The organism is Bacillus sp. MHSD_36 (assembly GCF_030757775.1).
Lineage (GTDB): Bacteria > Bacillota > Bacilli > Bacillales > Bacillaceae_G > Bacillus_A.
Genome location: NZ_JAVBIS010000009.1, coordinates 65,629 through 86,721, shown reverse-complemented (window position 1 = coordinate 86,721; position 21,093 = coordinate 65,629). Strand labels below are relative to the sequence as shown.

The window sequence follows — 21,093 nt, the reverse complement described above, 5'->3', positions numbered from 1 at the left end:
CCTACAGGCTGAGATTTTTTATTGATAATAAGGTGAGATCATTAAGTAAACAATAACACCAGATAAACTTACATATAACCAAATCGGCATCGTCCAACGCACAATTTTACGATGACGTGTTAATTGATTTGTAAAACCAAATACAAGTGCAAACAATGCAAGCGGTACAATAATTGCTGCCAGGATAATATGTGTAATTAAAATGATGAAATACACATATTTAATGAATCCTTCTCCACCAAAATGTGTTGCTGGCGCTAAGTAATGATACGATAAATAAGAAACACAAAATAGCAACGTCATTGTAAATGCCGCCAGGATGAAACCACGGTGCATTTTCACATTCTTCTTAATAATAGAGTATAGAGCTGCTAATAAGAATACGAACGTAAAGCTATTAAAAATTGCATTTAACATTGGTAAAATTGTTACATCAAAATGTAATTCTCCTTCATAGCCAACAGGTCCAAAGAACAAAAATAAAATAATCGCATTTACAATTACAGAAAGCGTTATCACAATAGGAGCATAGCTTTTCTGATTTGTTGATTGATCCACCAAAATGGTCACTCCCTCTTCCTTCAAATATGTATACGTAACCTCACTATTTTAACATACTATTCACAGTGTAAATGTGACAATAGTTTGACACAGCAAGATAAGACAAAGAAAAAATCCTTCTTAATAAAACTTCTTAAGAAGGATTTTATCGCTTTATTATTCAAATAGCAACGCGATTAGTTTTTGTTAAAAAATGTATCGCTATATGCTTGAAAAATTTCAGACACTTGATAACCCATTAATGAAATTGCTGTTAATGAAAAGAAACCAATCATAAGAAATCGAAACCACATATAAATCTCCTCCTTGTATTTAGCTTAAAAAACGTTCGCTATATTACAAGTTGAGTGGCACTCTTCATCGTCACTTTCCTTTTTCTTTACAATTGCTGTTATAAATCGAATCATAAAGAAAATAACAAAAGGAATTTGTTCGTATTTCACATTGGCATAGTTTAGCAACGGCTCGCGTTGCATATCGAACGGGGATGAGAAGGAATAGAACATACCTTGCTCTTCCATATATACGATTACAATTTTCATGCAAAATACGATTCCTAGAAACGAAACAATATCTTGCCATTCTGTCGTATATAAAAAGTTATAAAGCTCCAATACGTACTCTTCCATCGTCATCCCCCCTTCCTTTTTTACCATTTTGCTCGCCTTCGTATAAAAAGTCAAGAAAAAAGTTTATATTCACTATGACAATAGTAATTACTTGTTTCTATGATTATATATGATTCTTTTATAGCAATGATTGGGTGTAACTCTCTTCTAAAACAAGAAATTAGAAACGAACAGATTCCTCATTCTTACTTTTAGAATTCAACACTGTACTATTTTTCTTTCTATTAAAAATAAAATAAGAAATGATTATAAGAACAGTAACAAGCATCGTTAATAGTGCCTGCGAACGTAAAGATTCAATTGCAAGCATTGCAACTAAAACTGCTATAATAGCGGCAATTGTAACATACGTTGCATACGGGAAAAACCACATTTTCACTTTCAAATTTTGTTGTTCCGTTTCCCCCATTTTTTTACGTATCTTTAAATGTGAAACTGCTATAACGAGATAAACGAGTAAAGCAATCCCGCCAGACGCATTCACTAAAAATAAAAATACTTTATCTGGAGATATATAACTGAAAACAACGCCAATGTAAGCAAAGAAAGTCCCAAATAAAACTGCTCGAACTGGAACACCACTACTGTTCAATTTCAAAAATGCCTTTGGAGCATCTCCTCTTTCTGCCATCGAAAAAAGCATTCTTGAGTTTGTATATAAACCCGAATTTAAACAAGAAAGTACGGCTGTTAACACGATGAAATTCATAATTTGTGCTGCCGCTGGTATCCCTATATGTTCTAGTACCGCTACAAACGGACTTTTTAGTATGTTTGCTGAATTCCACGGAAGAAGTGTAACAACTACAGCGATTGATCCAATAAAAAATACGAGAATACGCCAAATTACACTATTTGTTGCTGTTTTTACTGCTTTTACAGGTTCGGCAGATTCTCCAGCAGCTACTGCAACAATCTCAGATCCCATAAATGAAAATATAACGACAGTGATTCCAAGTAACACCGAACTTATACCGTTTGGCATAAATCCTCCTTGTCCTATTAAATTGGAAGTACCAGGTGCTTCCGTTCCTGGTACAAATCCTAAAATAACAGCTAGTCCAAGACAAAGGAATAAAACAATACTTATCACTTTAATAAAAGAAAACCAATATTCAAACTCTCCAAATGATTTCACTGAAAAAACATTCGTCAACGTTAATAAAACCGTTAATATTAAACTTAATAACCAAAGCGGGATTTCTGGAATCCAGTATTGAATAATACCAGCACCTGCTGTAGCTTCTATTGCAATAACAATTACCCAGAAAAACCAATATAGCCACCCAATTGTATAACCCGCCCATGGACCAATTGCTTCTCGTGCATATGTTGCAAATGAACCACTTGTCGGGTTAATAGCTGCCATTTCTCCTAACATTCTCATAACGAAAATAACTAGAAGTCCTGCTAATGCATATGAAACGATAGAACCTGGCCCTGCTGAATGTACAACCGCACCACTCCCAACAAACAAACCAGCTCCTATTACACCACCAATTGAGATCATTGTAATGTGGCGTATTTTTAGATCTTTCTTAAGATTTTTATCCAACTCTTGTACATCCCCTTCCAAACTTAATTTTGAAATTTACCCCGCATTAACGGGCAGTAAAACCTCCACCTCAAAATTCAGCGGAAGCAAAGAAGTTAGGCGGGAATCTACTGCCCGTAAATGCCCGATTGGTTCAACTAATAATCAGAGGGGGATGCCCCCCACTGATTAAAGTTTCACTTTATGTAAGAGTATTATGCGAAAAATTTTGTCCTATACTTTAAAATGTATCAAAATATTCTGAATTTAACAATCGTAATTCGACCTCCTTCAGAAATTATTTCATTAGGTTTAATAATTTCCCATACACAATTGTTGAGAAAATTATAGTCATCTTACAAAAGAATGAATTTTCAGATATTATTAAATAAACAAGATTATACATCTAGACAACTTTTTGTATAGGAGTGTTGATATGTTAAACAAGTTCAAATTCATTTGTTGTACTTTAGTCATTTTCTTACTGCTACCGCTAGTCCCCTTTCAAGCACAAGCAGCCAACAATTTAGGATCAAAATTACTCGTTGGATACTGGCATAACTTCGATAACGGTACTGGCATAATTAAATTAAAAGACGTTTCACCAAAATGGGATGTAATCAATGTGTCCTTCGGTGAGACTGGTGGTGATCGTTCCACTGTTGAATTTTCTCCTGTGTACGGTACAGATGCAGAATTTAAATCAGATATTTCTTATTTAAAAAGTAAAGGAAAGAAAGTAGTTCTTTCAATAGGTGGACAAAATGGGGTCGTTCTACTTCCTGACAATGCCGCTAAGCAACGTTTTATTAATTCTCTACAATCTCTAATCGATAAATACGGTTTTGATGGAATAGATATTGACCTTGAATCAGGTATTTACTTAAACGGAAATGACACTAATTTCAAAAACCCAACTACTCCTCAAATCGTAAATCTTATTTCAGCTATTCGGACAATCTCAGATCATTATGGTCCAGATTTTCTATTAAGCATGGCTCCTGAAACAGCTTATGTTCAAGGCGGATATAGCGCATATGGAAACATATGGGGTGCATATTTACCGATTATTTACGGAGTGAAAGACAAACTAACATACATTCACGTTCAACACTACAACGCTGGTAGTGGAATTGGAATGGACGGTAATAACTACAATCAAGGTACTGCAGACTACGAAGTCGCTATGGCAGATATGCTCTTACATGGTTTTCCTGTAGGTGGTAATGCAAATAACATTTTCCCAGCTCTTCGTTCGGATCAAGTCATGATTGGACTTCCTGCAGCACCAGCGGCCGCTCCAAGTGGCGGATATATTTCTCCAACTGAAATGAAAAAAGCTTTAGATTATATCATTAAAGGAATTCCTTTCGGAGGTAAGTATAAACTTTCAAATCAGAGTGGCTACCCTGCATTCCGCGGCCTAATGTCTTGGTCTATTAATTGGGATGCAAAAAACAACTTTGAATTCTCTAATAACTATAGAACATATTTTGATGCGACTCCCTTGCAAAAATAATAAAAAAACAACAATCGGTTTTATATGACCGATTGTTGTTTTTTATTTGCGTAAATTACTTTTTCACTTCTACATGATGAAAAGATTTGTTTCCATTTTAATACTTCAATCGACAGTTACATAATATTATGTGTTTAATAAATAAAAAAGAGCACTTTCTTTGAAAACCCTCCTACTACTCTAAAGTAGTCTAGTTACTATTTTGCTTCAATACAAATACTGAAAGTTCAGGTACACTCCAAAATCTAACAGGCATTCGGGTTGTCCCAATACCACGATTTACATATAAATGTAATAGCTTATTCTTCCCTTCTAATTCATACATACCTTCAACATGACTCTCAGCTAATTTTGTAGTAATTAATGGACCTATAAAAGGAATTTGAACTTGTCCTCCATGACTATGTCCTGACATTTGAAAATCAACTGGGTAACGAGCTACTTTGTCTACAACATCCGGCTCATGTACTAAGAGCATATTGAAATCTTGTTGCCTTACTTGTTTTAAAGTCGCGTCTATTTGTGGCTTCCCTAATAAAAAATCATCCAAACCTGATATTGTGATATATTTGCCATTTTCCGCTTTAATTTTCTGCACTTCATTTACTAACACAGAGAAACCAGCTTCCTCCATATACTTTTTATAAAATAAACTACCTCCACCGCCCCTATCATGATTCCCAAACACTGCATATTTCCCTAAGGGCGCATGTATTTTCTGTAAAATACCTTTTGCCTCTTCTCTTTCGGCTTTATATGATTCAAACTTATCTATTAAATCCCCTGTAAAAACTACTATATCTGAATGTAACGCATTCATCTTCTCTACCAAATTTTCTAGTTGTTTCAATGTAAATTCTGGTCCTAAATGCACATCTGAGAATTGTAATATTTTCTTATTATTAAACTCTTTAGGAATTGTAGAAGATTCTATTTCATTCCATGTAACTGTTACGAGCTTTCTCTCTATTTCTGTCGCATAGAAATACAAACTGAGTGAAATCATTACTATACTTATAAAACTAAGTATAAATATCTTGACGATTGATTTTTTTTGTTCTTTTTTTACATGATGCGTATTCATGTTCTCACCTCTAGAAGTACTTTAAAGCCTTATTGTTACATTAGTGTGACAACATAAACAATGTAGTTATATCCAATTTCACCCTACTCACTTTGACAAATTTATACAAAAGTCATAACATGTTTTTATAATAAATAGATTCTTAGAAATGTTCCATCTATTCATTTCATTATTTTATTAAGGAGAGATTATTCATGTCTGTATTTACACCAGAAGAAATTACGGAACTTGCTGCTAATTCCGGAAGTAAAAAGGCTCATTTATCATTTCTACCTATGCTAATTCTCGGCTTTTTTGGTGGTGCTTTCATAGCATTAGGGTATTTACTCGATATCCATGTTATTGGAACAATGCCAAAGTCTTGGGGATCATTTACTAGCTTTCTAGGTGCCGCTGTATTCCCTATCGGTCTTATACTCGTTATTCTTGCAGGCGGTGAACTAGTAACTGGTAACATGATGACAGTTTCTATGGCTTGGATCCAAAAGAAAATTAATTTATTTCATTTCATACGAAATTTAATTATTGTTACGTTTAGCAACTTCATAGGTGCTGTATTCGTGGCTTATTTTTTCGGTCATATCGTCGGATTAACAGAGGGCGCTTTTTTAGCGAAAACAGTTGCTATTGCGCAAGCTAAACTTCAAGACACACCACTACAAGCCTTCATTTCTGCAATCGGATGTAACTGGCTCGTTTGTTTAGCTGTTTGGCTGAGTATGGGAAGCAAAGATTTTATCGGAAAGATTATCGGCATTTGGTTCCCAGTTATGACTTTTGTTGCGATTGGATTTCAACACGTTGTAGCCAATATGTTTGTCATCCCAGCTGCTATTTTTGCTGGTCATTTAACTTGGATTGAATATTTTCCAAACTTCATTTTTGTTTTCTTCGGAAACTTAGTAGGCGGTATGTTATTTGTAGCGTTACCTTATTTCATATCTTATAATAAGAAACAACCTTCAAATAAAGAGCAAACCGAATTAAAGAAACAATCTGTATCCGCTTAAATGAACTGTCTATACAGTAGCTCAAAAAAATATTACAAATTTCATTTTTTTTACGAATATATGTACGTACACTTGTTCTCGAATGTTTTATACGTTATAATAACAACTTAAATAGCATTATTTACATATGAGGTGAAAAACATGAACAAAACAGAATTAATTAAAAACGTAGCACAAAACGCTGAGATTTCTCAAAAAGAAGCTACTGTAGTTGTACAAACTGTAGTAGAATCAATCACTAACACTTTAGCTGCTGGTGAAAAAGTACAACTTATCGGATTCGGTACATTCGAAGTTCGCGAAAGAGCTGCTCGTACAGGCCGTAACCCACAAACTGGTGAAGAAATGCAAATCGCAGCTTCTAAAGTACCTGCTTTCAAAGCTGGTAAAGAACTTAAAGAAGCTGTAAAATAATGAAAAAATAGCCTTCTCGTTTACGAGAGGGCTATTTTTTCATTACATAATTAGTAAAAATCTGACCATTATGCTGTTTCTTTTGTTCCTTTATGCAAATAAAACCATTACTTTCAAAGAAAGGTTTTGCTGTAATACTCGCTTCTGTATATATCTCCTTATGTCCCAAGTTCACTGCTTCTTGTTCTAACTTCTGTAGTATGTATGACGCTATCCTTTTCCCTTGATAATCTTTATGCGTAAATAGACGATCTACGTAATGCTCATCATTATAATCACCAAACCCCACTATTACACCGATATAATCCGCTACATAACTAATATTCTTCTCTAAAGACTGTAACCAGCTTTCTCTATCTAGTCGCTCTGGTGCCCATGCCTGTAGCTGTAATACGTTATAATCTTTTGCATTAATTGTATGAACTGTTTCATAGAACAACTGTAATACTTGTTCTAAATCCTCTTTATGGAATGTTCTAATGACCGTGTCTTTTAACATATATGAACCTCCTTACTAAACTATCATTTAACTTTTCTACTATCTAGTATTCAATATTTCTGCTTTATTATATCTTTTTTCTTTCTATATAAACAAAAAACAATACTTATTTCAAAGTATTGTTTTTTGTTTAAAAGCATATGCAATTACTCTATAGATTTTTATTTTTTTAATTTCACTCTTTGTAGTCGTAATGCATTTAATACAACGGATACAGAACTAAATGCCATCGCAGCTCCAGCAACCCAAGGTGCTAAGAAACCGAACGCTGCAATCGGGATTCCTAACCCATTATAAGCTAGTGCCCAGAATAAATTTTGCTTAATATTTCTTATCGTCATCTTACTCATAAAGATTGCATCCGCGATACTATTTAAATCACCACGGATTAACGTAATATCTGCTGCTTCCATCGCTACATCTGTACCTGTTCCAATTGCCATACCGATATCCGCCGTAGCAAGGGCAGGCGCATCATTTATTCCATCTCCAACCATTGCTACTTTCTTACCTTGCGCTTGCAGTTTTTTCACTTCTTCTGCTTTTCCTTCTGGTAATACTTCTGCAATTACGTGATCAATACCAACTTGTTTAGCGATTGCCTGAGCAGTTTGTGTATTATCTCCTGTAATCATAACAACGTCTAGGCCCATTTTCTTAAGTCTTGCGATTGCTACTTTTGAAGTATCTTTTACAGTATCCGCAACAGCAACTATTCCAGCATACTCCTTATCTATTGCTATTAACATCGCTGTTTTTCCTTCTCGTTCTAGCTCTTCCATCGATTTAGAAACTTCTTTAATATCAATATCGAATTTCTTCATTAATCGACGTGTACCAATTAATAATTGTTTCCCTTCTACAACTGATTCAATACCGAATCCCGGAATCGCTTCAAACGTTTCTGAACTTGGAATATCAATTTTCTTTTCTTTAATTCCTTCTACAATCGCTTCTGCAAGTGGATGTTCAGAATTTTTTTCTGCCGCACCTACTAAGCGTAGTATTTCTTCTTCATGGAATCCATCTGCTACTATTACATCTGTTAACATAGGCTTTCCGTTTGTCACAGTACCTGTTTTATCTAGAATAACTGTATCTAATCGATGCGTTGCTTCTAAATGCTCTCCGCCTTTAAATAAAATACCATACTCAGCTGATCTTCCAGACCCAGCCATAATAGATGTCGGTGTTGCAAGACCTAATGCACATGGACAAGCGATAACAAGTACAGCTATCATTTTTTCAAGTGCCCCACCAAAATCACCAGGTGTAACAAATAACATCCACACTGCAAATGTGATAATAGCAATTACAACTACAACCGGTACGAAAATACCTGAGATTTGATCTGCTACCCTTTGAATAGGAGCTTTTGAACCTTGAGCCTCTTCTACTACTTTAATAATTTGAGCTAATGCAGTATCTCTTCCTACCTTAGTTGCTTTCACTTTTAAAAATCCATTTTTATTCATTGTAGAACCGATTACTCCATCCCTAATTGTTTTATCAACTGGAATGCTTTCACCTGTTAACATCGATTCATCTATTGCTGATTTTCCTTCTACAATTTCTCCATCTACCGGAATTTTTTCACCAGGCTTTACATAAACGATATCACCAGCTACTACTTCTTCGATTAAAATTTTCATTTCTGTTCCATCTCGTACAACTGTAGCTGTCTTTGCTTGTAAACCCATCAACTTTTTAATCGCTTCTGATGAACGTCCCTTTGCTTTTACTTCAAATAATTTACCTAAAATAATTAGTGTAATAAGTACCGCGCTCGTTTCAAAATATAAATCTGTCATATGTTCCGAAGAACCGATAGATTGAATGCTTAAATATACACTATAGAAATAGGCGGCCGACGTTCCAAGTGCCACAAGAACATCCATGTTAGCACTTTTATTACGTAACGCTTTATAAGCCCCAACATAAAACTGTCCACCAATGATAAACTGAACTGGAGTTGCAAGAGCTAGTTGCACCCAAGGGTTCATAAGCATATCAGGTAAATAAATAAACGATGTAAATGAGAAATGACTTACCATTGCCCACAGTAACGGGAATGATAAAATAAACGAAATGATAAATTTCTTTTTTTGTCGCTCAATTTCTTGTAAGCGATGATCAGTTGATTCATCTTGCTCATCTGATTTCACTTCCAATTTATATCCTAATTTCGTGATTGCACTCTTCATTTCATTTACATTAATTTCATCAGGATTAAAATCTACTGTAGCTGATTCCAAAGCGAAATTTACTGTCGCTCCGTTCACACCTTCTAACTTATTTAAACGCTTTTCTACTCTATTCGCACATGCTGCGCATGTCATCCCTGAAACAGTAAACTCAACTTTATCACTTACAATTCCATATCCTAACGATTCAACTTTTTCCTTAAATTGTTGCGGATTTGTTTTTTGGGGATCATACATTATTTTTGTTTTTTCAAGTGCAAAATTTACATTTGCATCATGAACACCTTCTACTTTTTTCAGGCCTTTTTCAATTCTATTCGCACATGCGGCACATGTCATTCCTGATATTTGAAGATTGACCTCTTTCTGTTCATTCATGTCTCTCACCTCTATATACCCTTATGAGGTATAATTATTAGCAAAATAAATCGTACTTCCTATAAAGTACGATTTATTTCCATATCTAAAAATAATTATTGAACATCGTATCCTTGATCTTCAATTACACCAGTGATATCTTTTAACGTTACAACTGATGAGTCGATAGTAACTTCAACAATGCCTTCTGCTAATTGAACCTTCACTTGTTCAACACCGTTTAGCTCTTTCACACTGCTCTCAATAGAATTTACACAATGTCCACAAGACATACCTTCAACTTTTAATGTTAACTGTTCCATTTAAAATCCTCCTCTTGTTTCTTCATTGTTTGTTAATTACAACTACATCTTACCATACCCCCCTAAGGTAATCAATGGTTTTGCATCATGATTTTTCAATTATTTTCTAAAAGTTTATTTTACATACACTTTTTCACATTAATACCCCGAAACATTATATGAAGGTAAACAAAAAACAAGCCAGTTACATACTAGCTTGTTTTTACGCTTTTGAAAAACGTTCAAATACAGTCATTAATTCTTCAATTGCTTCGTCACCATTTCCATCTTTAATAGCACCTGAAACGCAATGACTTGTATGGTTTTTTAATACACCCATTCCTACTTTTTTCATCGCTGCATTAATCGCTGAAATTTGCACTAAAATATCCACACAATAGCGATCATTTTCAATCATATTTTGAATACCGCGGACCTGTCCTTCAATTCTCTTTAATCTATTTATAATTTGTTCTTTTTCTTTTTCTGATCTATGTGTTACCGCTTCATGCTCTTTATGATCCATATTATCACCTTCTTAAAGTTTCTCTTCATCCAATAAAACAATTGCTTTTACGAGTATACCAATTATAGCATTAATTATCTATGTATGATACCCCATATGAGTATATTTCCGCTCTATGCTTATTCTTAACAATTTATTAGCTTCTCAGTCTCAATTTTCATGATACCCTTCCTTTTTCAAAAAAACATTACATTCTCCATCAGAACTTAATAAAGTAAAATGTTTAATCACTTTTGTGCTATGTTCTTCAACTACAGCCTCCATTAATGTACATTCCCTAACAATTTCTCGTTACAAATATAAAAGGGCTACCTTAGTAGCCCTTAATAAAATAATTAATTCTCATCAGTTATAAAGTGAAACTTTAATCAGCCCTCACCAATCGGGCTTTTACGGGCAGTTGATCTCCCACCTAACTTCTTTGCTCCAGACGAATTTTGAGGTGTGAGTCTTACTGCCCGGCGAATAGCGGGATAAAATACGTAGTTGTAAAGAGTACAATTGCTTAGTTTTCAAAGTTATTCTTTTACAGGAATAACTGCACCGTTATATTCCTTATTAATAAAATCTTCAATTTCTTTCGAATGCAATACTTCTACAAGTGCTTTAATTTCTTTCTTATCTTTGTCACCTTTACGAACTGCAACTACGTTTACATATGGAGAATCCTTACCTTCAAGCGCAATTGCATCTTTTCTTGGATTTAATTTTGCATCAATTGCATAGTTAGCATTAATTAAAATAGCATCACCTTCTTTATTTTTATACATTTGTGTTAATAGACCAGGCTCGATGTCTGTTTTGAATTTCAAATTTTTCGGATTATCTGCAATATCTTTTACAGTTGCTTTTACAGGATCTATACCATCTTTAATTTTTAAAATGCCTTCTTTTTGTAAAATCGCTAAACCACGTCCATGATCAGTAATTGCATTACTCATAATAATTGTTGCACCATCTGGAAGCTCTTTTAGATTTTTATATTTTTGAGAATATAAACCGATTGGTTCAATGTGTATTTTTCCAGCTACTTCAAAATCATATTTTTTGTCTTTCATTTCTTTCTCTAAGTACGGGATACCTTGGAAATAGTTTGCATCTAATTCTTTATTTGCCAATGATTTATTTGGTAATACGTAGTCTTGGAATTTTTTAATTTCTAATTCTACACCTTTTTTCTCAAGTAATGGTTTTGCTTTTTCCAAAATAACTGCATGAGGTACATTAGAAGCACCAACAACAAGCTTATCTTCACTTTTTCCTCCACAAGCAGTTAAACCAAAAATTGCCGTTGTAATAAGTCCTGATAGTAATAGTTTTTTCATGTTGTAAACACCCTTCTTCTATGTAATTTATTAATTCACGCTGTAACAAATCAATAATCCATTTTATTAGAACAACACTAGGACATGCACAAATTGGTTCATTGATTTTCACATCGTTATTCCTCCTTCACACGGACTGTATAAAGTGAAACATTAATCAGTGGGGGTTTTCTTCATCCCCCACTGATTATTAGTTGAACCAATCGGACTTTTATGGGCAGTAAGACCCCCACCTAACTTCTTTGCTTTCGCTGCATTTTGAGGTGGGGGTCTTACTGCCCATTAAAGCGGGATAAATCGCTCTATTTTCCCTCAGAATAATCTTCACTCACATTTGAACAACAAAAAACCTTTCTACCCTTAGAATGAGCAGAAAGGTTTGTATGCATATATCGATACTATCCCTTTCTCTCATCTCTCAAAGCATTTGCTTTGCAGGAATTAGCACCATTTCAATATAAAAATTGATGGTTGCTGGGTTTCATAGGGCACAGTCCCTCCACCTCTCTGGATAAGAGAAATCAGATTTAATTTTCATCTGATTCGAAATCTATTAAATTATCTATATTTTATGAATTGAATTTTATCAACATAAACTCGTTATGTCAATAATTGTTTATGAAAAAACTTCAATCACAAATATAAAAGTCTCAATTCACACGTATAAATTGAGACTTCTTTCTTTCTATATATAGTTATTGCTGATCACATACTTTTGTATCATTCACTACTGAAGTTCCTTCAACGGTTACCGTATGAAAACAGTCATTTACACGAACTGTCACAACATTATCTTGCCGATCAATAACGTGATATTCATTAAAATTTTTATTCAGAGCACTGCGAATTTGTTCTCCTTCATAAATTGGAATGCCATGTGATAAAACCCAAATCAGCCCAGCGATAGCAAGAATAGTTTTCATACGATATACCTCCTTGAGAATATAGTGAACTTTTAATCCGTTCTTTTTAGCTCCACTAATCATAAATGGAATGAACTAAGCCTTTTTGGAAATAAGTTCATTTCGTCTATTTTATGTTTATGCTAATTGTGACCGAATTGTGACAACTTTTTGTCTCTTTAGACGAAAAGTTGAAACAAAACGTTCAAAAAGGACAATTCTACTTGAACAAACGAAAGGCTATGGAGAATTTCCCCATAGCCTTTCGTTTGCATTTTATTAGACAATCATTCCAAATTATACGTGACTAATAAATCTTAACCCTTTACTTAAAGAAGTCGGCACAACAGATACGTGATTCTCTCCTTCAGCTTCATAAAACGCAAATCTAAACTGATCATGTTTTACTTGGAAAAGGCGCTCTGATAATTCGTTTGCCCCTACAACCATATGCTCTCGTTCTAGTGACCCAACTGTAAGGAACACTCCCGTTTCAAAGTCGGCACTGTTTAATTCATTTATAAGATTCTCTTCTTTTTCAAGAACAGATTGGTTATTCCACCAAATAGATGGACTACTAATAAAATAATTTTGAAAAGCATTTACGTTTGTGAATAGTATATGTAAAGCAAATAAACCACCTAGTGAATGCCCAAATAATGTTTGTTTTCTTTTATCAATCTCATAATTCGTTTCAATCTGCGGCTTTAATTCTTCTTCAATAAAAGTAAAGAAATTATGTGCTCCTCCTGTTTTAGGCCACGGTTTACCGTCTGGTTTTAAAGGCGAATCTTTTGAAATTACGCTAGGCGTAAAATCATAGCACCTTTCTTCACCTGAAAATGCCCCTTCAATTGGATATCCAATACCTACTATAATGGCTGGTGAAACACCTGTTTTTTCTGCTCTAACTGATTGTATTTTAACCGCTTCATGGAATGTTTGAAAAAAGGCATTGCCATCTAATACGTATATAACAGGATAGCCTGACTCTGGTGCTGGCTGCCTCGGCTTTGAAATATGAATTTGATATTCCTTACCTTCTATTTTCGAATACATTTTCCACTGTTCCGTATTAGATGTTATAATCTGCTGTTTTTCAATCGTAGTATTCATCTTATATCTCCCCTCCTTTTTAACTCGTTACATATATTTCAACTTTCTCTTCTTGAAGTGCAACGCTATCGTATCCAAAACAAACAGGAGACCCATTATACGGATCAATCATGACACGCGCATCAATATGAAATACTTCTTTTAACACTTCATTTGTAATGATTTCTTCTGGGATACCAGTTGTAACGATTTCCCCTTCCTTCATTGCAATAATCTCATCTGAAAACCTTGCTGCATGGTTAATATCGTGTAGTACCATTACGACCGTACAATTATGTTCTTTATTTAATCTCTCCACAATTTGTAATACATCTAATTGATGAGACATATCCAGATATGTCGTTGGTTCATCTAGTAGTAACACTTCTGTCTCTTGTGCTAAAGCCATCGCTAGCCATACCTTTTGCCTTTGACCGCCAGATAGATTTGCTATTTGTCTCGTTCGAAATTCAGATGTTTTCGTTATATCTAAGGCCCAATCAATCATCTCTTTATCTTTTGAAGTTAACTTATTTACGTTATTTCGATGTGGATAGCGTCCATAAGAAATTAATTCTTCTACTTTCAGCTCTCCTGGCGCAATTGGAGTTTGCGGAAGTAAAGCTAACTGCTTCGCAATTTCTTTCGTTGGAATTGTATTTAAATCCTGTCCTTGTAGATAGACTTTACCGCTCTTTTGCTTTAAAATTCTTCCCATTGTTTTTAACAGTGTGGATTTACCGCACCCGTTTGGTCCTATAATTGTCGTTACTTTTCCTTCTTGTATTTCCACATTTAAATTGCGAAACACTGTAAGCTTTTCATAATTCGTTTCTAAATTTTTTGCACTTAAAATACTCACTTTTATTCCTCCTCTTACGCTTTCGCCTTATAAAGTAAATATAAGAAATACGGTACACCGACAATAGAAATAACGATTCCAACTGGTAACTCTACAGGTGTGAAGACTGTTTTTGCAATAAAGTCTGAAGCAATTACAAGGAACATTCCGATTACTCCGCACGTAGGAATGATATGCTTATGCTGAATACCGACAAGTCTTTTCGCTATATGCGGTGCCATTAGTCCAATGAAACCAATACTTCCTGAAACTGCAACACATGCACTAACAAGTCCGATACTACTTAGTAGTAAAATAGATTTCTCTCTTTCTACTGAAACACCTAAACTTGTAATACTCGTTTCTTCCAATTGAAATAAATCTAATAAGTAAGCTTTCTTTTGTATAAGCGGAATTAATATGATAAGCCACGGTAACATTGCGATAATATACTTCCAGTTTGCATTATATATACTTCCCGACACCCAAACTGCAGCCATCTCAAAATCAGTTGACTTCATTTTGAGTGATAGGTACATAGAAAATGCTCCAAATCCTGATCCAATTGCAATCCCTGTTAATAAAAGACGCTGCGAATCTAATTTACCGTTTTTCCAAGAAAACAGATAAATGATGATAGCTGCACCTAATCCACCGACTAAACCAAACATCGGCATCATCATAATAGAAACCCAGTCGGTGCTCTTTAATTGTCCTTGAAAGAAAAACATAAAGATGACGATTGCTGTCCCTGCTCCGGCATTTACTCCTAAAATACCTGGGTCTGCCAGTCCGTTTCTCGTAATCCCTTGAATTACAGCACCTGCAACGCCTAGACCTAATCCTACTAATCCAGCGATTACAATGCGCGGAAGACGAAACTCAAAAATAACTAAATCATGGTCTGGTACTGGATCTATTCTAAGGAGTGTTTTACATACATCTGTAATCGTAATGTCAAACGTTCCATTTGTTAAACTAATATAAATAGCACAGAGTATTAAAAATATAATAATCCCCATCGTCATTCCAAAACGTTGGCTTGAACTTTTAAGCATGCCTCTCTCCTCCTCTTGTACGGATTAAATAAAGGAAGAAAGGAATTCCAATTAAGGAAGTAACGACCCCAATTGGTGTTTCAAATGGATAGTTTACAAATCTACTTAAAACATCACATAACGCTAAGAAAACGCCACCAATAACGCCTGCACACGGCAAAATCCACTTATAATCTACCCCAATTATAAAACGAGTAATATGCGGAATAATTAAACCTACAAAACCAACTTTCCCTACTAAAGCAACTGCCGTTCCTGTTAAGAAAATAACTGATAAAATAGCCATCGCTTTAACTAGTTTTGTACGCTGTCCTAAATTAATAGACACTTCTTCTCCTAAAGAAAGAATGGTAATAGATTTTGATATTAACAACGCTAAGATTATTCCAATTATCCCAAACGGTATCGTAATTTTAATAATATTAGGGTCTACTTGGTCTAATTTTGCATTAAACCAAAAACTAACATTTTGAGAAATTTGGAAGTATGAAGCCATTGCAGCAGACACACTGCTTAAAAATGTTCCAATAACTGTCCCAATAATCGCTAACCGAACTGGCGATAAACCATTTTGAAGGAGTGAACCAAAACCAAACACGATACCTGCTCCTAGTGCAGAACCAATCATTGAACATACAACCATACCAATTGATGACATTCCCGGAAGAAAAATCATACAAAGTGTAATAACAAAGGCTGCCCCATCCGTCACACCCATAATAGAAGGGGATGCAAGATAGTTTCTTGTCATCCCCTGCATAAGTGCTCCTGATATGGCTAGAAATGCTCCGACTAGAAGAGCTGCAACTACCCTTGGTAAACGTGAAGTAATAATAATATTATGATTTACATCACTTGAATCAAAATGAAATAATGCGTTCCACACTGTTTCAGCATCAATACTTTTGGCCCCATACAAAATCGAAAGTATAACTATAAATAAGATGAGTATGGGTGCTATACATAATATAGTCACTGGTACTGCATTTGTTTTCTGCATATCATTCAACGCACCTTACTTATTGTATTATTTAGATAAATTTTTCACTGCTTCTTTTAAGAATGCTGTTTTACTCCAAGCTGTACCACCTTGTGCCATTGGGTCTACAACGTTTACAAATACTTTCTTTTCTTTCGCAGCATTCATACTTTGCCAAATTGGATTACTTTCAATTTCTTCTAGCACTTTCGGGTTTTTATTTTCAGTTGTCTCATATTGTAAGAAAATATAATCCGGGTTAAGTTCAGCAAGTTTTTCAAATGAAATTTTCTCTTGTGCTTTTACAGTTTTAAGTTGTTCTGGAGCAGTTAATCCAAGATCTTTATAAATTACAGGATTGAAGTATACCCCTTCTGGATATAGAAATAATTCGTTTGCTCTTAGTCTAATAACAAGAACTTTTTTGTCTTTTAACTTATCTCCTAGTTTTGCTTTTGCTTTTTCAGCATCTGTATTGTAATCTTTAATAATTTTTTCTGCTTTATCTTTTTTACCAGTTAATTCTCCCATTAACTTTAAGTTATCTTCCCAATTTGTTGAAACGTGTGATACCGGGAATGTAGGAGCTACTTTCGTAAACTTTTCAGCTGTTTCTGCTGGGAATTTCGTACTTGATGTAATAACATCTGGTTTTAATTGAAGTAATGTTTCGAAATTCGGTTGCATTTTCTCACCAACAGATTTCGCACCCTCTAAATCTTTCTCAAGATACTTCGGTAATTTACCACCAACAGTAATAGCACCGACTGGCTTAATACCAAGTACTGCTGCATCTTCCATTGACTCTAAACTAGCTGTTGCAATTTTATCTACTTTTGCTGGCACTGTATATTCTTTACCTAAATATGTAATTTTTCTTTTTTCGTCTTTTTTCGTTTCCGTAGCTTTTGTCTGTTGCTTTTGCTCTCCTGAAGTCTTATCCGTACTATTACATGCCGCTAGCCCTACACTTAAAACTGTAACCATCCCTAATGTAAATAACTTCTTGTTCATCTTCATATATCTCCTCTCGAATTTTTAATAAAATTTAACTATATAAAACTTGTCTTACATATATATTTCATTAGATTAATAATCCTATCCAGAACTCATTCTCGTTCACTTCCCCTAAACTATAATTCTTTTACACCTCATCCATTGATAATCTTTTTCAATGATAATGATTATCGTTACTAAGTATATATTTAATACGCAATTATTTCAAGAAAGATTTGAAAAGTTTTAACAAACTGAATAAAAAAGAAGTATCCACCTAATCTTAGGAAGATACTTCTTTTTTAGAAATTGATATGTAATTCAACTGGGCAATGGTCTGATCCCATCACTTCACTATTAATTTTCGCCTCTTTTATTTTGTCTTTCATTCTTTCAGAAACAACAAAATAATCTAAACGCCAACCAATATTTTTTGCTCTTGCGCCCATACGATACGACCACCACGAATATGCACCTTCCTGATTAGGATAAAGATAACGATATGTATCAATAAAGCCTTCTTCTAAAATACATGTAAATTTCTCTCGTTCCTCATCAGAGAATCCAGCGTTTTTACGATTACTTTTTGGATTTTTTAAATCAATTTCTTTATGAGCAACGTTTAAATCTCCGCAAAAAACAACGGGCTTTTTTTCATCTAATTGCTTAATATAAGCTCTGAAATCATCTTCCCATTTCATTCTGTAATCTAAACGCTCTAATCCTCGTTTTGAATTTGGTGTATATACCGTAATCATGTAAAAATCTTCGAACTCTAAAGTAATAACTCGTCCTTCTTGATCATGCTCTTCAATGCCTAAACCGTATGTAACAGAAAGCGGTTCTTTTTTCGTTAAAATAGCCGTTCCTGAATAGCCTTTTTTCACAGCATAATTCCAGTATGTATAATATCCCTCTAGATTTAAATCAATTTGCCCATCTTGTAATTTAATCTCTTGTAAACAAAATATATCAGCATTGGATTCCTCAAGATATTCTAAAAATCCACCTTTTGCGATAACTGCTCGCAAACCATTTACATTCCACGAAATGAACTTCACTTATAGTCCTCCTCTTAATGTTTATTTCCAAATTTCATGCTATCACAAAATAGAAAAACAAGCATACTTTCACCTTTGTAATCTTGCTCTTACATTTGTGAATACATACATACGTACTTTATTCAGGTTATACTAATTTCAGAGGTGATGTTCTTTGCACAATGAAGAAGTTATGTTAACAAATGAGCATTGGCAAGCAATTATTCATAATGATTCTTCCTATGATAGCAAATTCTTTTATGCTGTGAAATCAACCGGAATCTTTTGCAGGCCGTCATGCAAATCAAGAATACCAAATAGAAACAATGTACGAATTTTTCATCATGCAGAACAAGCATTAAGCGAAAACTTTCGCCCGTGCAAACGTTGCAAGCCAAACGGAATCACTTTACCTAATGAAGAGTGGGTAGAACAAATTAAAGAGTATATCGAAAAACACTTTGATAAATCATTAACTCTCGACATACTTGCTGAAATGTGCCATGGTAGCCCATTTCATTTACAACGTACTTTCAAAAAAATGACAGGAATAAGCCCAATAGAATATATACAACAATTCCGGATTGTTAAAGCGGCAGAACACCTTTTACACACAAATCAATCCATTAAAGAAATTAGTACTGCTGTCGGGCTAGAAAACCCCGAGTATTTTTCTACTTTATTTAAAAAGAAAACCGGATTTACACCTACTGAATATCGAAAAAAGAACGAAATGAAAGAGGGGCACAATAATGAATTCCTACAAAAATAAATTTATATATTGGATGCTACTTACACATAAAAATTGGCAGTTTCATATTGCTGCAACTGAAAATGGATTATGTTTCATTGGATCACAAGATGAAAACTTTGAAGAACTACACATATGGGCTAGAAAAAAATTGCCACAACATACATTGGCCTGTAATCCAGATTATCTACAATCATATGAGAAAGAAGTTACCGAGTATTTAGAAAATAAACGAGAAACTTTTACATTTCCTATCGTTGCTTACGGAACTGATTTTCAATTATCTGTTTGGAATACGGTACGTGAAATTCCTTATGGGAAGACATATTCTTATTCAGAAATTGCCGAAAGAATACAAAAACCTACTGCTGTACGTGCTGTTGCTACTGCTATTGCAGCTAACCCTCTTCTCATTACAATTCCTTGCCACCGTGTTATTGGAAAGAATGGTAAACTAACTGGTTTTAGAGGTGGATTAGAAATGAAGAAAGAATTGCTTACATTAGAAAAATTACAGGTGGAATTCATATGACAGCCGAATATAGTAACATATTAACTTTAACAGTTCCAACAGAATTTAGTTTTCAAGAAAATTTACGCTATCTATCCCGTTCTAGCAATGAATGTATGTTCCACATTGAAGATAACAAAATTTATAAAGTTATCTCTGTTCACGATGTAAAGCCTTTAGTCGAAATTAGTATGAATGCGAATGATACTATTCAAATACGTTTTTTAGGAGAAGCCTATATCTCTGCAAAACCGATACGCGATGCTGTAGCTAACTATGTAACTGAATGGTTTGATTTAACTACTGATTTAGCTCCCTTTTATACATTAGCTAAACATGATGTACTCCTTCAAAGACCAATTGAACAATATTATGGCCTTCGTACTTTAGGTATTCCAGACTTATTTGAGGCACTTTCCTGGGGAATTATCGGGCAACAAATTAACCTCACATATGCTTATACACTAAAAAGAAGATTAGTCGAGACATTTGGAAGTTATGTAGAATGGAACGATAGAAAGCATTGGATATTCCCATCACCTGAAACAATTGCCAATTTACATGTAGAGGATCTCAAAAATTTAAAAATGACGACTAGAAAATGTGAATATTTAATCGGTATTGCAAAGCTTATTACTGAAGGAAAATTATCAAAAGAATCTTTACTGCAAATACAAGACGTGAAACAAGCTGAAAAGCAATTAACTGCTATACATGGTATAGGACCGTGGACCGCCAACTATGTTTTAATGCGCTGTTTACGATTTCCTTCCGCTTTTCCAATTGACGATGTTGGCTTGCACAATGCAATTAAATATATAACAGGTTCTGAAAGTAAACCGACTAAACAGGAAATAAAAGATTTTGCGGCAAATTGGATGAACTGGGAATCTTACGCGACTTTTTATTTGTGGCGAGTATTATACTAAAAAACCAAGTAGCGCATTTGCACTACT

The 21,093-nt window shown here is 34.3% G+C and carries 22 protein-coding genes and 1 riboswitch; of the genes, 6 read left to right on the top strand and 16 right to left on the bottom strand.

Annotation, left to right across the window (positions count from 1 at the left end):
• Nucleotides 1–18 precede the first annotated feature (18 nt).
• The 3 genes from Q9B79_RS23985 to gabP all read right to left on the bottom strand — a co-directional run bounded on the left by Q9B79_RS23985 (nucleotide 19) and on the right by gabP (nucleotide 2,745).
• Nucleotides 19–561 carry a DUF420 domain-containing protein gene (locus Q9B79_RS23985; protein ID WP_306188267.1) on the bottom strand — a complete coding sequence of 181 codons (543 nt, stop codon included), beginning with the start codon at nucleotides 559–561 and terminating at the stop codon, nucleotides 19–21.
• 317 nt (nucleotides 562–878) lie between these two features.
• Entirely contained in the window at nucleotides 879–1,217 is a 339-nt protein-coding gene (locus Q9B79_RS23980) for a hypothetical protein (protein WP_306188265.1), read from the bottom strand.
• A 133-nt stretch (nucleotides 1,218–1,350) separates the two neighbouring features.
• Complete coding sequence (gene gabP, locus Q9B79_RS23975; RefSeq protein WP_306188264.1) at nucleotides 1,351–2,745, bottom strand: GABA permease; 1,395 nt, start codon at nucleotides 2,743–2,745, stop codon at nucleotides 1,351–1,353.
• 415 nt (nucleotides 2,746–3,160) lie between these two features.
• On the opposite strand from gabP, the gene Q9B79_RS23970 reads away from it, so the two are divergent.
• Nucleotides 3,161–4,243 (top strand): chitinase, encoded by a 1,083-nt coding sequence (locus Q9B79_RS23970; RefSeq protein WP_306188262.1) that lies wholly within the window; start codon nucleotides 3,161–3,163, stop codon nucleotides 4,241–4,243.
• Nucleotides 4,244–4,433: 190 nt separating this feature from the next.
• On the opposite strand, the gene Q9B79_RS23965 is transcribed toward Q9B79_RS23970, so the two are convergent.
• The gene (locus tag Q9B79_RS23965) at nucleotides 4,434–5,327 is read right to left on the bottom strand and encodes a metallophosphoesterase (RefSeq protein ID WP_306188260.1); all 894 of its coding nucleotides are present in this window, start codon (nucleotides 5,325–5,327) and stop codon (nucleotides 4,434–4,436) included.
• A 194-nt stretch (nucleotides 5,328–5,521) separates the two neighbouring features.
• Here Q9B79_RS23965 and Q9B79_RS23960 point away from each other — a divergent pair, with 194 nt between their 5' ends.
• Nucleotides 5,522–6,337, top strand: a complete 816-nt coding sequence (locus Q9B79_RS23960) for a formate/nitrite transporter family protein (RefSeq protein ID WP_306188258.1) — start codon at nucleotides 5,522–5,524, stop codon at nucleotides 6,335–6,337.
• A gap of 141 nt (nucleotides 6,338–6,478) precedes the next feature.
• Nucleotides 6,479–6,751, top strand: a complete 273-nt coding sequence (locus Q9B79_RS23955) for an HU family DNA-binding protein (RefSeq protein WP_001043904.1) — start codon at nucleotides 6,479–6,481, stop codon at nucleotides 6,749–6,751.
• Nucleotides 6,752–6,782: 31 nt separating this feature from the next.
• On the opposite strand, the gene Q9B79_RS23950 is transcribed toward Q9B79_RS23955, so the two are convergent.
• The 12 genes from Q9B79_RS23950 to Q9B79_RS23895 all read right to left on the bottom strand — a co-directional run bounded on the left by Q9B79_RS23950 (nucleotide 6,783) and on the right by Q9B79_RS23895 (nucleotide 18,896).
• Nucleotides 6,783–7,250, bottom strand: a complete 468-nt coding sequence (locus Q9B79_RS23950) for a GNAT family N-acetyltransferase (RefSeq protein WP_306188255.1) — start codon at nucleotides 7,248–7,250, stop codon at nucleotides 6,783–6,785.
• Nucleotides 7,251–7,411: 161 nt separating this feature from the next.
• Nucleotides 7,412–9,832: a heavy metal translocating P-type ATPase gene (locus tag Q9B79_RS23945; protein ID WP_306188253.1), complete on the bottom strand. Its 2,421-nt coding sequence runs from the start codon at nucleotides 9,830–9,832 to the stop codon at nucleotides 7,412–7,414.
• A 95-nt stretch (nucleotides 9,833–9,927) separates the two neighbouring features.
• The gene (gene copZ, locus Q9B79_RS23940; RefSeq protein WP_306188251.1) at nucleotides 9,928–10,134 is read right to left on the bottom strand and encodes a copper chaperone CopZ; all 207 of its coding nucleotides are present in this window, start codon (nucleotides 10,132–10,134) and stop codon (nucleotides 9,928–9,930) included.
• A 202-nt stretch (nucleotides 10,135–10,336) separates the two neighbouring features.
• The gene (locus Q9B79_RS23935; protein ID WP_000349636.1) at nucleotides 10,337–10,639 is read right to left on the bottom strand and encodes a metal-sensing transcriptional repressor; all 303 of its coding nucleotides are present in this window, start codon (nucleotides 10,637–10,639) and stop codon (nucleotides 10,337–10,339) included.
• A gap of 518 nt (nucleotides 10,640–11,157) precedes the next feature.
• Entirely contained in the window at nucleotides 11,158–11,964 is an 807-nt protein-coding gene (metQ, locus tag Q9B79_RS23930) for a methionine ABC transporter substrate-binding lipoprotein MetQ (RefSeq protein WP_306188248.1), read from the bottom strand.
• Between the two features lie 408 nt (nucleotides 11,965–12,372).
• Nucleotides 12,373–12,482, bottom strand: a riboswitch (SAM riboswitch).
• Nucleotides 12,483–12,659: 177 nt separating this feature from the next.
• Nucleotides 12,660–12,887 (bottom strand): hypothetical protein, encoded by a 228-nt coding sequence (locus Q9B79_RS23925; protein ID WP_000849106.1) that lies wholly within the window; start codon nucleotides 12,885–12,887, stop codon nucleotides 12,660–12,662.
• A 276-nt stretch (nucleotides 12,888–13,163) separates the two neighbouring features.
• Nucleotides 13,164–13,982, bottom strand: a complete 819-nt coding sequence (locus tag Q9B79_RS23920) for an alpha/beta hydrolase (RefSeq protein WP_306188246.1) — start codon at nucleotides 13,980–13,982, stop codon at nucleotides 13,164–13,166.
• A 19-nt stretch (nucleotides 13,983–14,001) separates the two neighbouring features.
• Nucleotides 14,002–14,823, bottom strand: a complete 822-nt coding sequence (locus Q9B79_RS23915; RefSeq protein WP_306188244.1) for an ABC transporter ATP-binding protein — start codon at nucleotides 14,821–14,823, stop codon at nucleotides 14,002–14,004.
• Nucleotides 14,824–14,837: 14 nt separating this feature from the next.
• Complete coding sequence (locus Q9B79_RS23910) at nucleotides 14,838–15,860, bottom strand: FecCD family ABC transporter permease (protein WP_000920441.1); 1,023 nt, start codon at nucleotides 15,858–15,860, stop codon at nucleotides 14,838–14,840.
• Entirely contained in the window at nucleotides 15,853–16,860 is a 1,008-nt protein-coding gene (locus tag Q9B79_RS23905; RefSeq protein WP_306188240.1) for a FecCD family ABC transporter permease, read from the bottom strand. Before Q9B79_RS23905 ends, Q9B79_RS23910 begins: the two co-directional genes overlap by 8 nt.
• Nucleotides 16,861–16,887: 27 nt before the next feature.
• The gene (locus Q9B79_RS23900) at nucleotides 16,888–17,853 is read right to left on the bottom strand and encodes an iron-hydroxamate ABC transporter substrate-binding protein (RefSeq protein WP_306188239.1); all 966 of its coding nucleotides are present in this window, start codon (nucleotides 17,851–17,853) and stop codon (nucleotides 16,888–16,890) included.
• Nucleotides 17,854–18,137: 284 nt separating this feature from the next.
• Nucleotides 18,138–18,896: an exodeoxyribonuclease III gene (locus Q9B79_RS23895; protein ID WP_306188238.1), complete on the bottom strand. Its 759-nt coding sequence runs from the start codon at nucleotides 18,894–18,896 to the stop codon at nucleotides 18,138–18,140.
• A gap of 154 nt (nucleotides 18,897–19,050) precedes the next feature.
• On the opposite strand from Q9B79_RS23895, the gene Q9B79_RS23890 reads away from it, so the two are divergent.
• From Q9B79_RS23890 to alkA, 3 genes are read left to right on the top strand one after another with little or no spacing between them, the layout of a single operon-like run.
• The gene (locus Q9B79_RS23890) at nucleotides 19,051–19,647 is read left to right on the top strand and encodes a bifunctional transcriptional activator/DNA repair enzyme AdaA (protein WP_306188237.1); all 597 of its coding nucleotides are present in this window, start codon (nucleotides 19,051–19,053) and stop codon (nucleotides 19,645–19,647) included.
• The gene (locus Q9B79_RS23885) at nucleotides 19,628–20,158 is read left to right on the top strand and encodes a methylated-DNA--[protein]-cysteine S-methyltransferase (RefSeq protein ID WP_306188235.1); all 531 of its coding nucleotides are present in this window, start codon (nucleotides 19,628–19,630) and stop codon (nucleotides 20,156–20,158) included. Before Q9B79_RS23890 ends, Q9B79_RS23885 begins: the two co-directional genes overlap by 20 nt.
• Nucleotides 20,155–21,066: a DNA-3-methyladenine glycosidase II gene (alkA, locus tag Q9B79_RS23880; RefSeq protein ID WP_306188233.1), complete on the top strand. Its 912-nt coding sequence runs from the start codon at nucleotides 20,155–20,157 to the stop codon at nucleotides 21,064–21,066. The genes Q9B79_RS23885 and alkA overlap by 4 nt, the downstream gene beginning before the upstream one ends.
• Nucleotides 21,067–21,093: the final 27 nt, after the last annotated feature.

Excerpts from the sequence above, each read along its gene's own strand:
- Q9B79_RS23980 (WP_306188265.1), bottom strand. The coding sequence starts at position 1,217 with ATGGTAAAAAAGGAAGGGGGGATGACGATGGAAGAGTACGTATTGGAG.
- Q9B79_RS23970 (WP_306188262.1), top strand. The coding sequence starts at position 3,161 with ATGTTAAACAAGTTCAAATTCATTTGTTGTACTTTAGTCATTTTCTTA.
- Q9B79_RS23965 (WP_306188260.1), bottom strand. The coding sequence starts at position 5,327 with ATGAATACGCATCATGTAAAAAAAGAACAAAAAAAATCAATCGTCAAG.
- Q9B79_RS23960 (WP_306188258.1), top strand. The coding sequence starts at position 5,522 with ATGTCTGTATTTACACCAGAAGAAATTACGGAACTTGCTGCTAATTCC.
- Q9B79_RS23955 (WP_001043904.1), top strand. The coding sequence starts at position 6,479 with ATGAACAAAACAGAATTAATTAAAAACGTAGCACAAAACGCTGAGATT.
- Q9B79_RS23950 (WP_306188255.1), bottom strand. The coding sequence starts at position 7,250 with ATGTTAAAAGACACGGTCATTAGAACATTCCATAAAGAGGATTTAGAA.
- Q9B79_RS23945 (WP_306188253.1), bottom strand. The coding sequence starts at position 9,832 with ATGAATGAACAGAAAGAGGTCAATCTTCAAATATCAGGAATGACATGT.
- copZ (WP_306188251.1), bottom strand. The coding sequence starts at position 10,134 with ATGGAACAGTTAACATTAAAAGTTGAAGGTATGTCTTGTGGACATTGT.
- Q9B79_RS23935 (WP_000349636.1), bottom strand. The coding sequence starts at position 10,639 with ATGGATCATAAAGAGCATGAAGCGGTAACACATAGATCAGAAAAAGAA.
- metQ (WP_306188248.1), bottom strand. The coding sequence starts at position 11,964 with ATGAAAAAACTATTACTATCAGGACTTATTACAACGGCAATTTTTGGT.
- Q9B79_RS23925 (WP_000849106.1), bottom strand. The coding sequence starts at position 12,887 with ATGAAAACTATTCTTGCTATCGCTGGGCTGATTTGGGTTTTATCACAT.
- Q9B79_RS23920 (WP_306188246.1), bottom strand. The coding sequence starts at position 13,982 with ATGAATACTACGATTGAAAAACAGCAGATTATAACATCTAATACGGAA.
- Q9B79_RS23910 (WP_000920441.1), bottom strand. The coding sequence starts at position 15,860 with ATGCTTAAAAGTTCAAGCCAACGTTTTGGAATGACGATGGGGATTATT.
- Q9B79_RS23905 (WP_306188240.1), bottom strand. The coding sequence starts at position 16,860 with ATGCAGAAAACAAATGCAGTACCAGTGACTATATTATGTATAGCACCC.
- Q9B79_RS23900 (WP_306188239.1), bottom strand. The coding sequence starts at position 17,853 with ATGAACAAGAAGTTATTTACATTAGGGATGGTTACAGTTTTAAGTGTA.
- Q9B79_RS23885 (WP_306188235.1), top strand. The coding sequence starts at position 19,628 with ATGAATTCCTACAAAAATAAATTTATATATTGGATGCTACTTACACAT.
- alkA (WP_306188233.1), top strand. The coding sequence starts at position 20,155 with ATGACAGCCGAATATAGTAACATATTAACTTTAACAGTTCCAACAGAA.